Source organism: Flaviaesturariibacter aridisoli (assembly GCF_004343705.1).
Lineage (GTDB): Bacteria > Bacteroidota > Bacteroidia > Chitinophagales > Chitinophagaceae > Flavisolibacter > Flavisolibacter aridisoli.
Window position 1 is genome coordinate 47,574 of sequence record NZ_SKFH01000004.1, and the last position, 13,809, is coordinate 61,382.

Sequence of the window (13,809 nt, forward strand, 5' to 3'; positions counted from 1 at the left end):
TTTTGTTCCTGTTAAACAGCCTTTTGCTGGCTTTGCGATCAAAGGGAACCTCTCTGACAAAGGCATACATTTCCGGAAAGGATAGGGAATGGGTGCATCCAAAGCCGTTGCACAGTTCTAGGGATTGGCGGTGCCACCCATACATTAGTTACACCCATATAGCGCCGGTCGCAGGAAGCCTACGCCTATCTGCTTACCAATTTACCAACAGGCCAAACAACCAGTAAACGAAAGGCCTGCTCTTGCGAGCAGGCCTTTATCAGAGGAGGAGTGAGGATTGTCAGAGCTTATCCGAAGATGCCGCCCTTCTTCAGGCTGCGGGTACCTTCGGCGATCTTGAAGCCATTCTGGTAAACTTCGATCTTGTAGTCGCCGATCTTGAAATCGGGGCGACGCAGGGGAACGCTTACGTTCTTGCGGGTGCCTTGCTCATAGTCGACCGTGGTCTTGAACGAGAAGGGGCGGTCGCCGTCGTTGCGGGTTGTCAGTGTGCCTGAGCCCAGTGCGGGGTCGGTTACCACCTGGCCGTCGGGGCCGGTTACCACTACATACATATCGGCGGGGCCGGAGCGGGCTACACGGTTCTCCACGTCAAAGGAAATAACGAGCTTATTCACGCGCTTGGCGGTAGTGGTTTCTTTCTCCTTGCCGTTGCGACGCTCGTCGATGGGGTGGATCTGGATGTTGGAGGCAGAGAAGGTCGAGGCTACATCCACGGTCTTGGCGAGCTCTTCACGCTCGGCCGTGCTCGTTTGCAGGTTGGATTGCAGCACCGTCTTTTCTTCTGTCAGTTGTGTGTTTGTGGCGGCCAGCTGTTGGTTCTCGCCATTGAGGCGGGCCACTTCAGCTTCGAGGTTGGCGATCTTGCCGTTGAGGGTCGAAATCAGGCCCTTGGCGCGGCTCAGCTCACCCTGGGTAGCATTGCGCTTGCGCAGGATCGAGTTGATCTCGTTTTTCAGCCGACCGATCTCGCTGTTATTGGTCGCTACCTGGCCCTGGAGGTTGTTGTTGTTGCCGGTGATCGAGTCGAGGCGCGTCAGCGCGTCGTTGTAGAGCAGCTGCACGGAGTCGCGGGCGGTCATAGCGTTGCTTGCCTGCGAGGTGGTCATGGTGATCTTCTCGTCCGACTCATTCTTCGTTTTCAGAAAATAAGCCCAGGTGCCCAATAATCCGGCGGCCAATACGCCAATCACTATATTTTTGACATTGTTATTGGTGGTGCGCACCGGACGGTTCTGTTGCGGTTCATTTGCAGACGGATAATTTGTGTTCGCCATCGTGAATCGATTTAAGGTTAAAATTGAGGGTTTCTGGTTAAGTGTGTGTCTCGATTTTTGCACAGGTAATACAAAACCGTGCCAGAACCCCGGTAGGTTGCATCCAGGAATGTGAATTATGAAGGCAGAAAAGATCATCTCCGACATTAAGAAAGGACAGACCAAACCCGTGTATTGGCTGGAAGGCGAGGAGGAATTCTTCATCGACCAGGTGATGAATTACGCGGAGCATTCGATCCTGTCGGAAAGCGAAGCGGGCTTTAACAAAACCGTCTTTTACGGGCGCGATACCGACTGGGCCACCGTGGTCAACGCCTGCAGGCGCTACCCGATGTTTGCCGAGCGGCAAGTGGTTTTGTTAAAGGAAGCCCAGGCCATGCGTGACGTGGAAAAGCTGGAGGGCTACATTGAAAAACCGCTGACCTCAACGCTGCTCTTCGTGGCCTACAAGGGCAAGAAGGTCGACGGCCGGACGAAGCTCGCAAAAACCCTGAAAGACAAAAGTGTACTGCTGACGACGAAGAAGCTGTACGACAACGAGCTGCCGGCCTGGACCGAGGAGCTGGTGCGCAGCAAGGGCTTCAGCATGACGCCCAAAGCCCTGCACCTGCTCATCGACCACATTGGCAACGACCTGAGCCGCATCGGCAACGAGATTGACAAAATGACGCTCAACCTGGCCGGCCGTACCAATATCACTGAAGACGATATCGAGCAGTTTGTCGGGATCAGCAAGGAATACAACGTCTTTGAACTGCAGGACGCACTGGCCCGCCGCGACTTTTACAAAGCCATGCGCATTGCTACCTATTTCGAGCAAAACCCAAAGGCAGCGCCGTTGCCCTACGTTCTGCCCCTGCTGTACGGTTTCTTTGGAAAGCTGCAGGTGGTGCACAGCGCACCTCCCGGACAGGAAAAAGCGCTGGCTGCTGCCATCGGCATCACCGAATGGAAGCTCAAGGAATACACACAGGCCGCCCGGCAATACAACGCTCAATCGGTGGAAAAGAACATCCTCCTGCTCAACCAATACAACCTCAAAAGCATCGGTGTAGACAATGCCGGAGCCGACGATGGTGAGCTGCTGAAAGAGCTGATCGTAAAGATGATGGTAGAGGCTTAGGTGCTGCAGCAAAGAGACGCTCGTCACGAACCCTTCAGTGCTGCCAGCGCATTTACCTTATCGAGGTGCAGCTGTTCCTTCAGTGCATCGAGAGATGTATATTTTTCCTGCGGACGCAGGTAGCTGTGTACCTCTACGCGAAGCTGTTCTTCGTAAATGTCTTTATTAAAATCAAACAGGTTTATTTCCACGCGCTCCACGACGTCGTTGAGCGTAGGCCGCTTGCCGATGCTGAGCATACCGCCGATCGTATCCTTGTGAAGCGTAGCCGTAGCTGCGTATACACCTTCGCCGAGACGTATCTTGTCGGAGTCCGTGTAGGAGAGGTTGGCGGTGGGATAACCGATTGTGCGCCCCAGCTTGTCGCCATGAATGACGGTGCCCTCGAAGGAGAAGCGGTATCCCAGGAGTTCTTCAGCCGCCGCCACGTCGCTTTGCTTCAGCGCCTGCCGGATCTTGGTGGAAGAAACGCCGATGGAATGAACAAGCTGCTGCGGTATCTCGATCAGCTGGTAGCCGTAGCGCGCCTGCAGCGCTTCGAGAAGTTCATAGCCGCCGCTGCGGCCCTTTCCGAAGCGATGGTCGTACCCAATGATCAGTGTATGCGGGTGAAAGCGTCCAACAAGGAAGTCGCGCACATAAGCATCGGCTTCCTGGGCAGCGAATTCGGCATTGAACGGAACCACCACGAGATGGTCAACCCCGAGCGACTCGAGCAACGCCGCTTTTTCGGAAAGGGTGGTGATGAGCTCGAGCGAAGCGCCCTGGACGATCTTGCGCGGGTGCGGGTCGAAGGTGATCACGAGGGTTTCGCCACCGCAGCGATCCGCTGCCTGCCGTTGGGCCCGGAGGATCTCCCGATGTCCCAGGTGCACGCCATCGAACGTGCCGATCGTAACGACCGCATTCCGGAAGGGGGGCAACTGCTCCAGATCATAATGCACCTGCATGGCCGCGAAGTTAAGTATTGGTGTATTAGTCTATTGTTCTATTGGTCTGATAGTAAAACGACGATCGGGTTGACGCCCGCATAAGCTGTAGTGTGACTTCCTTACCCATAGACCGGTAGACGAATAGACCATTAGTCCATTACCTTTGTGCCATGTCGCTTTATTCGCAACGCGGAGTTTCCGCACAGAAGGAAGACGTACACGCGGCCACCCGCAACCTCTCGAAAGGCCTGTACCCACGCGCCTTTTGTAAGATCGACCCCGACCTGCTGGGGGGCGATGCGGACTGGGTTAACGTCATGCACGCCGATGGCGCCGGCACCAAAAGCATCCTGGCTTACCTGTATTGGAAAGAAACCGGTGACCTTTCTGTTTGGAAAGGCATTGCGCAAGACGCCATCGTGATGAACCTCGACGATATGATCTGCACCGGCATCTACGACCGGATGCTCTATTCTTCCTCCATCGACCGCAACAAGAACCGCATACCCGGCGAGGTGCTGACGGCCCTGATCGAGGGCACGCAGGAGTTTCTGGATGGTATGGCGGCCCTCGGCGTACACATTGCCTTCCTGGGTGGCGAGACCGCCGACGTGGGCGATGCGGTGCGCACCGTTACCGTCAACGGCACGATGGCCGCCCGCTGGCGGCGCCATGCCCTCATCACCAACGAGCGAATCGCCCCTGGACAGGTCATCGTAGGTCTCGCCAGCCATGGCCAGGCCACTTATGAAACCGGGTACAACAGCGGCATCGGTTCCAACGGCCTTACCAGCGCGCGCCACGACGTGCTGCACAAGCATTATAAAACCTTCCCCGAAACCTTCGATGAAACCCTTTCCGAAGAAGTCATTTACATCGGCAAGCACCGGTTGACCGATTCGATCGATGCGGCTGGTGCGCTGCGATCGGTAGGAGGGTTGTTGCTTTCGCCCACGCGCACATTCGCGCCGGTGGTACGCACACTTATCGAAGCGCATTTTGAAGACATATATGGCATCATCCACTGCAGCGGTGGCGGCCAGACAAAGTGCTTTAAATACATGCCCGACGGGCTGCGGGTGGTGAAGGACAACCTGCCCGCGCCCCCGGAAATCTTCCGGCTCATCCAGACATCCAGCGGCGCCGACAACCGCGAGATGTACCAGGTGTTCAACATGGGCACGCGGTTGGAGGTGTATACCAATGAGCGCGTGGCGGTAGCCCTGGTGGCCATTGCCCGGCACTACGGGATCGACGCCCAGGTGATCGGCCGCACCGAAGAATCTGTTAAAAAAGAACTGGTGCTGCAGGTTGCCGGCACCGAAATTCGTTATTGATTACCTTTCCAAAAATCAGCTATGCCGGAATCCATCATCGAGCTCAGGAACGTGAATATTTACCAGGGCGACAGCCAGGTGCTGCGCGACGTGAACATTACAGTGAACCGTGGTGAATTCGTTTACCTTGTCGGCAAGACCGGCACCGGTAAGTCGAGCCTTCTTAAAACGCTTTACGGCGAATTGGCCCTCCGCGAAGGCGAAGGCACAGTGAACGGGTACGATCTCCGTAAGCTCGACTGGAAAAAGGTACCCTTCCTGCGCCGCAGCCTGGGTGTGGTGTTCCAGGACTTCCAGTTGCTCACCGACCGCAATGTGAATGAAAACCTCAAGTTCGTGCTGAAGGCAACCGGCTGGAAGGACGAAAAGCTGATGGATGAGAAGATCGCGGATGTGCTCGACAAAGTGGGCCTGAAATCGAAGGGCTTCAAGATGCCTTTCGAGATGTCGGGTGGCGAGCAGCAACGCGTGGATGTGGCACGGGCCCTGCTCAATTCCCCCAAGCTGATCCTCGCCGATGAGCCCACCGGCAACCTCGACCCTGAGACTTCCGACGAGATCATGCAACTGCTGTTTCACATCTCGCGCGACTACGGCACGACGATCGTGATGGCCACGCACGATTATATTGTGATCAACAAGTTCCCGGCGCGGATGCTCCGCACGGAGCACGGCGGCGTTATCGACAATGCGTCTATAGCCATACATTAAGCTGCGCGGCATTGTGCCGGTTGGAATACACCGCTGCAACCTGCCGGCGCCGCTCCCGTATTTCTTCAGTAAACGGCTCCTCCCACAAGGTCTCCACCGCCGCGCGGAACTCAGCTGGAGTTTCGGCCAGCGCCACAGCGCCCGCGAAGGCCGTTCCGGCAATTCCCGCCACATTGGTCAGGCAATGGCGCCCGCTGAAAAGCGCGTGCAGTAGCTTGAGCTTAAGTCCCGTGGTATTGAACGAAGGCAGCACATGCACATGCGCGTCGCGCACCAGTGCTTCCATCTCTGCTTCAGAAGGGCCGTCAATGATGCGGATTTGCGGATGGCCCGCAGCCGCTTCCCGCAACAGCGCCGGCGCGCCCTTTCCGGCAATCACAAAAGGAATGTTGCTGCCCGCAAATACATGTTGAATAAGCCACAGCGCCGCCTCCCGGTTTTCGGAAACCTCCAGGTTGCCCTGGTACAGGCAAAATGAGCCGCGCCCGGGAGCCCCGGTAAGTTCCTGCCAGGGTGTGAAGGAAGGAATGAAGGGTAGGCTGGTAAATCCGTAGCGTTCCTGCAACTGCGCAATGTCGGTATGCGACACGCAGGCCATCGGCAGGTCTTTTGGCAGCGATGCCTGGAAGGAGTGAAGCAGCCGGCTTTCGACGCGGTAGTAAGCCCGCTTCCAGAAATTCTTTTCATTGGCTGCGAGCCCTTCGTAATAAGCCGCTTCATCGTTGTGCATCCGCAACAACACTTTCCGCGTACCGTAGAAATGCGGTAGAAGGCCGGCACAATGTACGCCTTCAAGCAGCACCGGCGCATCATCTGCCTGCAGCCGCCGCAGCAGCTCCAGGTTGTTGCGCGAGCCGGTGATGTACGGCTGCTTTTCCCACAGGCTGGCGAAAAAACGCTTACGCTCATACCGGTGTATTTCGGTGCAAAATGGCTCCAGGCCGGCAACGCCGCGTCCCGCGCGGTAATCAAAATAGTGCAGGATGATCGTGCGTCCGCTTTCAGCCAGCGCCCTTGCCTTGTAAAACATGTCGATGGCCCCGCCGTAATTGGGCGGCGCGGGTGCGTCGAGGCAAACGAGGTGCAGCTTACCGGCCACGTTGAAATGCTTTGGCGTAAAGATCCAGCAATACGGGCGACTCCGCGTCCCAATGCCAGTGTTCGCGGGCCTTCAACGCATTTTGGGCCAGCCGTTCATACAGTGTCGCATCCGACAATAAGCGGTTCACCGCGGCCGCGATGGCAGCGGGCGTTAGCTCTGTTACGAGAAGCGCCACTTCGTATTGCTCGTTCAGCCGACGGTATTGCGGGTAGTCATTGGTCACCAGCGGAATACCGGCCTGCACATAATCGAAATACTTGTTTGGGAGGCAATAAAGCTGGTTGAGCCCCACGTTCTCGGTGAAGTTGATCCCGATGGTAGCGCCCTCTGTAAAGGCGCCCAACTCCTCCGGCGGCAGCATGCCGCGCAGGTCGATCTTGTCTTCAACGTTCCACGCGCGAATCAATCCCCGTAATTGCTGCATGAAGTTGCCGTCGCCGCAAACGACCAGAGGCAGGGGCACATCGCGCCAGGCCGGCACGATGGCTTCGAATCCACGGGCCTCGTTCACCGCGCCCTGGTAAAGCACATACTTGCGTTCCCCAACAGACCGTGGCGGTGTTTTCCTGGGCCGGGGCATATTCCGCACAACGGCAAAGCGCCGGCCATAGCGCTCTTCAAAGATTTGCGCGATTTCTTCACCAACGGTGTAGCCGTAGTCCATCCGGCGCACCGCGAAGCGTTCAATACGCAGCCAGGCGCGTTGTACAGCGGGACGGCTGCGTACTTCCTTCATCTCGGTAAAAAGCTCGTGCGCATCGTAGAATTTCACGGCACCCTTACAACCGGCAACCAAAAAGGCCGGGAGCACTGTGTCGAGATCGGCCGCGCAAACGGCATCAAAGCCCCGGAACAGGAGGAAGAAAAAAAGCCGCAGGTTGTATTCGGCATAAAACAGCGGCCCTTTGTTGAACAGGCAGCGCAGGCGCTTCTGCGTATAAGGCTTGCTGTTTAATGGTCTTGAATGGGACAGGCGCCTTCCGACAAGCGTCACGGCGTATCCGGCCTCCGCCAGGGTACTGCTGATGCGCTGCATGCGCTGGTCGTAAGTGAGGTCATTGGTTACGGTCAGGATCAGGCGCTTCATGCCTCGCTAGCTTGGAGTCGGGTGTAAATTCGGTCAATGAACTCCACCACGCGTAACGCACGGAATGCATCGAGCCTGCCATCGGCGGCCCCATCCAATACAGAAGGAAGGCGGTCGGCCAGGCACTTCGAAAGGCCCGGATCGTTCATTGCAATACCGGTCGGCTCAACGCTGGTAACCTTCAGCTTGTCCTGCTCGAATATGCCGCGAACGACCAGTGATCCGTGCTCGCCTTCGAGCGTTACTGAAAAGCCGGAATGGTTCGCTTCCGCCTGCGCACCGACGGTCCAATCGAGGAACGCGGTACCGCCGCTTTCCAGTGCAAACTGCGCGTGTCCACTTAGCTCGAGGGCATCGGCATCGGCGCTTCGCTCGAGGTTTCCGCTCACTGATTCGATGGGTCCGAGAACGGTGGTCAAAGCTTCGGCTAGCGGGTAGAAAAGGCCGTACAGATGGCCACCGTCGGGAAACCGGTTGCCGCCCGGAATATTCGTAGTCCGTGCCCAGGCATGAACGCTGCGCAGAGTGCCCAGCTCGCGCGCCGCCTGCCGCCAGAAGCGGCTGCAGTGGTTGATCACCAGCAGCTTGCGGCCGGTATACTTGGCCGTTTCCAGGATCTGCCAGGCCGCCGAGGAAGTGAGGCAAAGCGGCGCGTTGCAAACTACGTCCCGCCCGGCCTGCAGCGCCTTGATGGCGTACTCGGCATGCCATCCCGTGCGGGTATGGAGCCAAACAAGCGGCGCTTCGGATGCGGCGAGCAGTTCGTCGATATGCGCAAACGAAGACGGCGCGTCGCCTGCCGCTACGGCAAACGCATCACGGGTATCGTCGGGCATCGGAAGGTCCTGGACAAGAGCAATTCGGTACATGCTTCAAAAATAGTCCTTCCCGGCATGAAAAACCCCGGCGCGGGGCCGGGGTTTTTGGAAGGTGCAATCAGGGACAGTTACATACCTACGCCCGTGTCTACGCCGGCATCTTCCTGGCGCGTGTTCTTGCGCTTGAAGAGCGTCGCGTCCATCTTACCGAAGCGGTAGTTGAAGTTGAGGCGGAACACCTGCGGGTCGCGGCGACGCAGCACGTCCTGCACAAAGCCGATCGACTCGGTGTGGGCATCGTACTTGCGCGTGCGGAGAATATCATTGACGTTGAGCGAAAGCGATGCTTTACGCTCCTTTAGGAACTCGAAGCGAAGCGCGGCATCCACACCGAAGTTGGGGCGGATGTAGCCCTGGGCCGCGGAACCACCGCCACCCATCATGCCACCAAAACCGCCGCGGCCACCGCCACCGCCATTGGAGCCACCCGGAGCGGAGATGATCTTCGACGTGTAATCGCCCGATAGCTGCAGGCTGAAGTTCTTCGGCAGCTTGAACTGGTTGTTGACCTTGGCGAAATAGCTGACGAAGGGATCCTGCGAAGGCTGGTTCACCACCTCGATCTTCGAGGTAAACAGGTTCAGGTTCGTGGTCAGGTCCCACCACTTCGTCACTTTGTTGCGCGACACGAGCTCGAGGCCCGATACCCAGCTGCGGTTGGCGTTAATGAACGTGTTGACGTACACATCGCGCTTTAGGAACGTATCCGGCTCGATCTGCTGAAAGCGGGTGATGAGATCGTTTGTGTTCTTGAAGTAAGCAGAGGCAATAATATTATCGCGGTTCTTGAACGTGTGTGCGAAGGAAAGTTCGAGCGAGTTGGTAAACTCGGGCACCAGCGCCGGGTTGCCGCGGCTGATATTGAGCGAGTCGCTGTAATCCGTGTAGGGGAAAAGCTGGAAGAAGTTGGGACGGTTGATCCGGCGGCTGTAGTTCAGCTGCAGGTCGCTGAAGTCGGTCAGCTTCTGGCTCAGGAACAGGCTCGGGAAGAGGCTCACGGGAAACTCGGTGCGGAACGACTGCTTGCGGTTCAGCACCCCTTCGTTGGTGGAGCTTTCGGCACGCAGGCCAAGCTGGTAGCCGAAGGATTTTACTTTACCTGAATACGTACCGTAGGCAGCAAAAATGCGCTCCTGGTTCGTGTAATACGTTCCGGTGGTTTTGCCGCTGAGCGTGTAAGCAATGTCGCTCACGATGTCACGCACCTGCACCCGGGCGCCGGCTTCGATCTTGGAAGTAGCGGTGAGCGGGTTGGCATAGTCAGTCTGGAACACCACCGTTTGGTTGGAGCCCGAGATGTTCTGCACCTGCGTGTAGGCGCCGAGGTTTTGGTAGTCGGGCGACAGGCGGATATTCTGCGAGTTGATCACGCTTTCATTCTCGTTGTGGCCTTTATTGTAGTTGACGTCGGCGGTCCACTCATGGCCGGCCTTGGGGAAGTTGTGCTTGAAGCTCAGCTGGGCGCCCATATTCCGGAAGCGGTTCACGCCTTCAGTGAAGCGCGGCGTGGACAGCACCGTGTCGGCCTGACCGGCCTTGCGGAGGATCGTATTAATACGGGTTTCAGTTTCGGGGTCCATACCGCCGCGGGCACCGCTGATGCTGGCCGAAATGGTGTTGCGGTTGTTGAGGAAGTAGTCGAGACCGGCACGGCCGAAGCCGAAAGCGCCGCGCATCGTGCTGCTGTCCTGCTGGCTGAGCAGCGACTGGAAGCCGGCACCCGTAGTGCTGCGCTCGGTTTCACCCGAAGCGATCGACTTGCGCTGGTTGACGTTTGCGCTTGCGAACACATTTACCTTATTCTGACGCACGTTGATGTCGGCGCCGCCGCCAAATCGGCCACGAGAGTCGACCGAGGCACGCACGTTGCCGGCGTAGCCCACGCGCTTGTTTTTCTTCAGTACGATGTTGAGGATGCCCGCGGTACCGCCCGAGGCATCGAACTTGGCCGACGGGTTGGTGATGATCTCAATGCTTTCGATCGCATCGGCAGGAATCTGCTCGAGGGTCAGGTTCGTGGGGCGGCCGTCCACGAATATCTGGGGCGCGTTGTTGCGGAGGGTGACGTTACCGTCTACATCCACGGCCACGGAAGGCACGTTGCGCATCACGTCTACAGCGGTGCCGCCGGCCGAGGTAATGTTACGGTCTACGTTAAACACCTTGCGGTCGATGCCGAGGGTGAGCTGCGGGCGCTGCGCGGTCACGGTGACGTTGGCAAGCTCCTGCTGATCTACCTGCAGCTTGATGTTGCCGAGGTCTTTATCAATAGCGTTGATGAAGGCGTTGGGGTCGTTGCTGCCCTGGGGCCGCTCGAATTGCACACGTTGCTCGAGCTTTTTATAGCCGATGCCGGTAACACGAAGCGTGTACTGGCCGAACACCGGCACGTTCTCGATGCTGAAGTCGCCGTTGGCGGCCGTCAGCTGTCCGCCGACCACAGCTTCCTTGCGTTGCTTCGTCACGGAGTCCATGCGCATGGTGACCAGCACCACGGAAGCGGCTTCCACGCCTTTGTTCGACGCGTCGACCACGCGACCGTAAAAGCGGCCGTTGGCCATATTGGCGCGGCCGCCGCCGGTTCCCGCCCCAACGGGCCGGTTTTGGGCCATGGCGGCAATGCTGAGGAGGAAAAGGGACAGAAGAGTAATGAGTCTCATGATGTGCTATTCGGATTGAAGGCGCAAAAATAGCCGGAAGAGCCCGGCCAGAGGGGATTTGTTAACTATTATTAACTATCGGATACCGGGGTGGCGGCCCTGCTTTATGAGCGGCAAGGGCAAAAGAAAACCCCCGCGTTGCGGGGGCGTTTGGGGTGGCTAACCGGGCTCGAACCGGCGACCTTCGGAATCACAATCCGACGCTCTAACCAACTGAGCTATAACCACCGTCTTGCGGGATGCAAAAATAAGGGAATGAACCATTTCGCACAAAAAAAATCAAACTTCTTTATTGCCCGGACAACCGGATACTGTCATTCACCGGCGCTGCCTTCCGGCATCCTTGCTGCGGCCCGCTCATCAAAAACGTTTGTTAAGTATAAAGACCGTACCGGCGCTGCATCGTTTTTGCTTTAAATTTGAGAACTATGCCTCCGGCACTTAAATCACTATTCAGCATGAAAAGACTACCCATTCTGCTAACCTTGTTGGCGGCCGGGATTTTCCTGGCTACCCGCAGCCTCGGAACCGGAACTGCCGCACCTCCCTCCAAATATGAACGCATCCTTCAGAGCGTGGGCGAAATGCTCCGCCAGGGCCACTATAGCCCCAAGGAGATCAACGACGACTTCTCGCGGCAGGTATATGTGAAGTATTTCGAAGCCATGGACCCGGAGAAGAACATTTTTCTCGCGGAAGACCTCAAGACCCTCAAGCGCCACGAAACCCGCATCGACGACGAGATCAAGGGAGCACCGGTGGAATTCTTCCAGGAGGTCAGCGCCCTGTTCAACAAACGCATGAATGAAACCCAGAAGATCTACCAGGACCTGCTGGCCAAACCTTTCGACTTTTCCGTGGACGAATCCATCGTAGCCGATTCGAAAAAGACCCAGTTTGCGAACACGGAGGCCGAGCGCCGCGAAGCCTGGCGCAAGAAGGTAAAGTATATGGTGCTGGACCGCTACACCGAGCTCCTTGACAACCGCGAGAAGAACAAAGGCACCAAAGACTTCGTGGTGAAGACCGACGCCCAGCTGGAGGCTGATGCCCGCGACCGTGTGAAAAAGGTACTCGACCGCATCTACCAGCGTTACGCTAAGACCTTTGACGACGACAAGCGCTTCGCGCTCTATGTAAACACCATCACGCAACTCAACGATCCCTATACCGAGTTCTTCCCGCCTGTGGAGAAGCGCTACTTCGACGAGCAGCTGAGCGGTACCTTCTCTGGTATCGGTGCCTCCCTGCAATACGACGAAGGCAACATCAAGATCGCTACGCTGCTCACCGGCTCTCCGGCCTGGAAATCGAAGCAGGTAGAGGTGGGCGATGTGATCCTGAAAGTAGCCCAGGGCAAGGACAGCAGCAAAGCGCAGGACATTGCCGGCTTTGAAGTGGAAGATGCCGTAAAACTGATCCGCGGTAAGAAGGGCACCGATGTAACCCTGACTGTGAAGAAAAAAGACGGTACCGTTAAGAACATCACCCTCACCCGCGATACGATCCAGCAGGACGAGACTTACGCCCGCAGCGCTGTTGTGGAGCAGGGCGGTTCCAGGATCGGCTATATCTACCTGCCGGAATTCTACGCCGACTTCGACAACCCCAACGGCCGCCGCTGCGCAGTGGACGTGGCTGCTGAAGTAACGAAGCTGAAAGAAGCCAAAGTGGACGGCATCGTGATCGACCTCCGCAACAACGGCGGCGGCTCGCTCTACGACGTAGTGCAGATGGCCGGCCTCTTTATCGAAGATGGTCCCATCGTTCAGGTCCGCGACCGCCAGGGCAAGCCCATGGTGATGCGCGACAAAGACCAGGGCGTTCTGTACGACGGTCCCCTCGCTGTGATGGTCAACGAATTCAGCGCCTCGGCCTCCGAGATCTTCGCAGCCGCCATCCAGGACTACGGCCGCGGAGTGATCATCGGTTCCACGAGCACCTATGGTAAAGGAACGGTGCAACGCGCTATCGGCCTCGACCCGGAAACGAATTTCATGAGCTCCAACAGCGACCTCGGTTCCCTGAAGATCACGCTGCAAAAGTTCTACCGCATCAACGGTGGTGCCACCCAGCTCAAAGGCGTGGTGCCCGATGTGGTGGTGCCCGACCAGCTGGAAAGCTACAAGTACCGCGAGCGCGACAACGACAACGCCCTGCCCTGGGACGAGATCAGCAAAGCCAGCTACAAGCAGTGGAACGGCGGCTACGATCTCCAGGCAATTAAGAACCTGAGCAACGCGCGCATCAACAGCAATCCCGTGTTCCAGCAGATCAAGCGAAATACCGAGGTGATCGCTGCCCGCAACGACAAGGAATACTCCCTCCAGATCGACAAGTTCCGCGCCGAGCAGCAGGAACTACGCACGCTGGCCAAGCAGACCGACAGCCTCATCAAGGCAAACAAGGAGCTGGCCATCAACTACCTTCCCGCAGACCGCACTCGGATGGCGGAAGACAAGAGCAAAGAGGAACGCTACAACCAGTTCCTGAAGGACCGCAGCCGCGACATCTACCTGGATCAGGCCGTTAAAGTAGTGGCCGACATCCGTAACCAGCAGTCGCTGGCGCGCACGCCCCAAAAGGACAAGCAGCCCGTTAAGACCTTTTAAGATCAATGACGATAGAAAAAGCCCCCGCCTGACGTGGGGGCTTTTTTATTGAATGGAGCCGGAAGAAAGTCACCGGTCCGATCAGTTGTT

11 protein-coding genes and 1 tRNA gene are annotated in these 13,809 nt (G+C 57.3%); 5 read left to right on the plus strand and 7 right to left on the minus strand.

The genetic code is table 11. The features are described from left to right. Positions 1-287: 287 nt before the first annotated feature. Entirely contained in the window at positions 288-1,277 is a 990-nt protein-coding gene (locus E0486_RS04080; protein WP_131850868.1) for a hypothetical protein, read from the minus strand. A gap of 118 nt (positions 1,278-1,395) precedes the next feature. On the opposite strand from E0486_RS04080, the gene holA reads away from it, so the two are divergent. Continuing rightward, positions 1,396-2,400 (plus strand): DNA polymerase III subunit delta, encoded by a 1,005-nt coding sequence (holA, locus tag E0486_RS04085; RefSeq protein WP_131850869.1) that lies wholly within the window; start codon positions 1,396-1,398, stop codon positions 2,398-2,400. Between the two features lie 23 nt (positions 2,401-2,423). On the opposite strand, the gene ribF is transcribed toward holA, so the two are convergent. Beyond that, the gene (ribF, locus tag E0486_RS04090; protein WP_131850870.1) at positions 2,424-3,350 is read right to left on the minus strand and encodes a riboflavin biosynthesis protein RibF; all 927 of its coding nucleotides are present in this window, start codon (positions 3,348-3,350) and stop codon (positions 2,424-2,426) included. Between the two features lie 152 nt (positions 3,351-3,502). Here ribF and E0486_RS04095 point away from each other — a divergent pair, with 152 nt between their 5' ends. Both E0486_RS04095 and E0486_RS04100 read left to right on the plus strand, forming a co-directional pair. Then, the gene (locus E0486_RS04095; RefSeq protein WP_131850871.1) at positions 3,503-4,669 is read left to right on the plus strand and encodes an AIR synthase-related protein; all 1,167 of its coding nucleotides are present in this window, start codon (positions 3,503-3,505) and stop codon (positions 4,667-4,669) included. Between the two features lie 21 nt (positions 4,670-4,690). Then, positions 4,691-5,380 carry a cell division ATP-binding protein FtsE gene (locus tag E0486_RS04100; protein WP_131850872.1) on the plus strand — a complete coding sequence of 230 codons (690 nt, stop codon included), beginning with the start codon at positions 4,691-4,693 and terminating at the stop codon, positions 5,378-5,380. Here E0486_RS04100 and E0486_RS04105 read toward each other — a convergent pair. From E0486_RS04105 to E0486_RS04125, 5 genes are all read right to left on the minus strand, one after another. Beyond that, positions 5,364-6,479 (minus strand): glycosyltransferase, encoded by a 1,116-nt coding sequence (locus E0486_RS04105; RefSeq protein WP_131850873.1) that lies wholly within the window; start codon positions 6,477-6,479, stop codon positions 5,364-5,366. The genes E0486_RS04100 and E0486_RS04105 overlap by 17 nt on opposite strands. Further along, complete coding sequence (locus E0486_RS04110) at positions 6,469-7,569, minus strand: glycosyltransferase family 4 protein (protein WP_131850874.1); 1,101 nt, start codon at positions 7,567-7,569, stop codon at positions 6,469-6,471. Before E0486_RS04110 ends, E0486_RS04105 begins: the two co-directional genes overlap by 11 nt. Then, a complete protein-coding gene (locus E0486_RS04115; RefSeq protein WP_131850875.1) occupies positions 7,566-8,438 on the minus strand; it encodes a Gfo/Idh/MocA family protein in 873 nt (290 codons plus the stop codon). The genes E0486_RS04110 and E0486_RS04115 overlap by 4 nt, the downstream gene beginning before the upstream one ends. Positions 8,439-8,515: 77 nt before the next feature. Beyond that, positions 8,516-11,107, minus strand: a complete 2,592-nt coding sequence (locus E0486_RS04120) for an outer membrane beta-barrel protein (RefSeq protein WP_243697369.1) — start codon at positions 11,105-11,107, stop codon at positions 8,516-8,518. A 151-nt stretch (positions 11,108-11,258) separates the two neighbouring features. Continuing rightward, positions 11,259-11,335, minus strand: a tRNA-His gene (locus E0486_RS04125). Between the two features lie 27 nt (positions 11,336-11,362). Between E0486_RS04125 and E0486_RS18745 the strand changes: the two genes are divergently transcribed. Both E0486_RS18745 and E0486_RS04130 read left to right on the plus strand, forming a co-directional pair. Beyond that, entirely contained in the window at positions 11,363-11,524 is a 162-nt protein-coding gene (locus E0486_RS18745; RefSeq protein ID WP_165917186.1) for a hypothetical protein, read from the plus strand. A gap of 41 nt (positions 11,525-11,565) precedes the next feature. Beyond that, the gene (locus tag E0486_RS04130) at positions 11,566-13,719 is read left to right on the plus strand and encodes a carboxy terminal-processing peptidase (protein ID WP_131850876.1); all 2,154 of its coding nucleotides are present in this window, start codon (positions 11,566-11,568) and stop codon (positions 13,717-13,719) included. Positions 13,720-13,809: the final 90 nt, after the last annotated feature.

Bases quoted from the DNA above. Each gene is read 5' to 3' on its own strand.
- E0486_RS04095 (WP_131850871.1), top strand. From the start codon at position 3,503: ATGTCGCTTTATTCGCAACGCGGAGTTTCCGCACAGAAGGAAGACGTA.
- E0486_RS04120 (WP_243697369.1), bottom strand. From the start codon at position 11,107: ATGAGACTCATTACTCTTCTGTCCCTTTTCCTCCTCAGCATTGCCGCC.
- E0486_RS04110 (WP_131850874.1), bottom strand. From the start codon at position 7,569: ATGAAGCGCCTGATCCTGACCGTAACCAATGACCTCACTTACGACCAG.
- E0486_RS04115 (WP_131850875.1), bottom strand. From the start codon at position 8,438: ATGTACCGAATTGCTCTTGTCCAGGACCTTCCGATGCCCGACGATACC.
- E0486_RS18745 (WP_165917186.1), top strand. From the start codon at position 11,363: ATGAACCATTTCGCACAAAAAAAATCAAACTTCTTTATTGCCCGGACA.
- holA (WP_131850869.1), top strand. From the start codon at position 1,396: ATGAAGGCAGAAAAGATCATCTCCGACATTAAGAAAGGACAGACCAAA.
- E0486_RS04080 (WP_131850868.1), bottom strand. From the start codon at position 1,277: ATGGCGAACACAAATTATCCGTCTGCAAATGAACCGCAACAGAACCGT.
- E0486_RS04130 (WP_131850876.1), top strand. From the start codon at position 11,566: ATGAAAAGACTACCCATTCTGCTAACCTTGTTGGCGGCCGGGATTTTC.
- ribF (WP_131850870.1), bottom strand. From the start codon at position 3,350: ATGCAGGTGCATTATGATCTGGAGCAGTTGCCCCCCTTCCGGAATGCG.
- E0486_RS04100 (WP_131850872.1), top strand. From the start codon at position 4,691: ATGCCGGAATCCATCATCGAGCTCAGGAACGTGAATATTTACCAGGGC.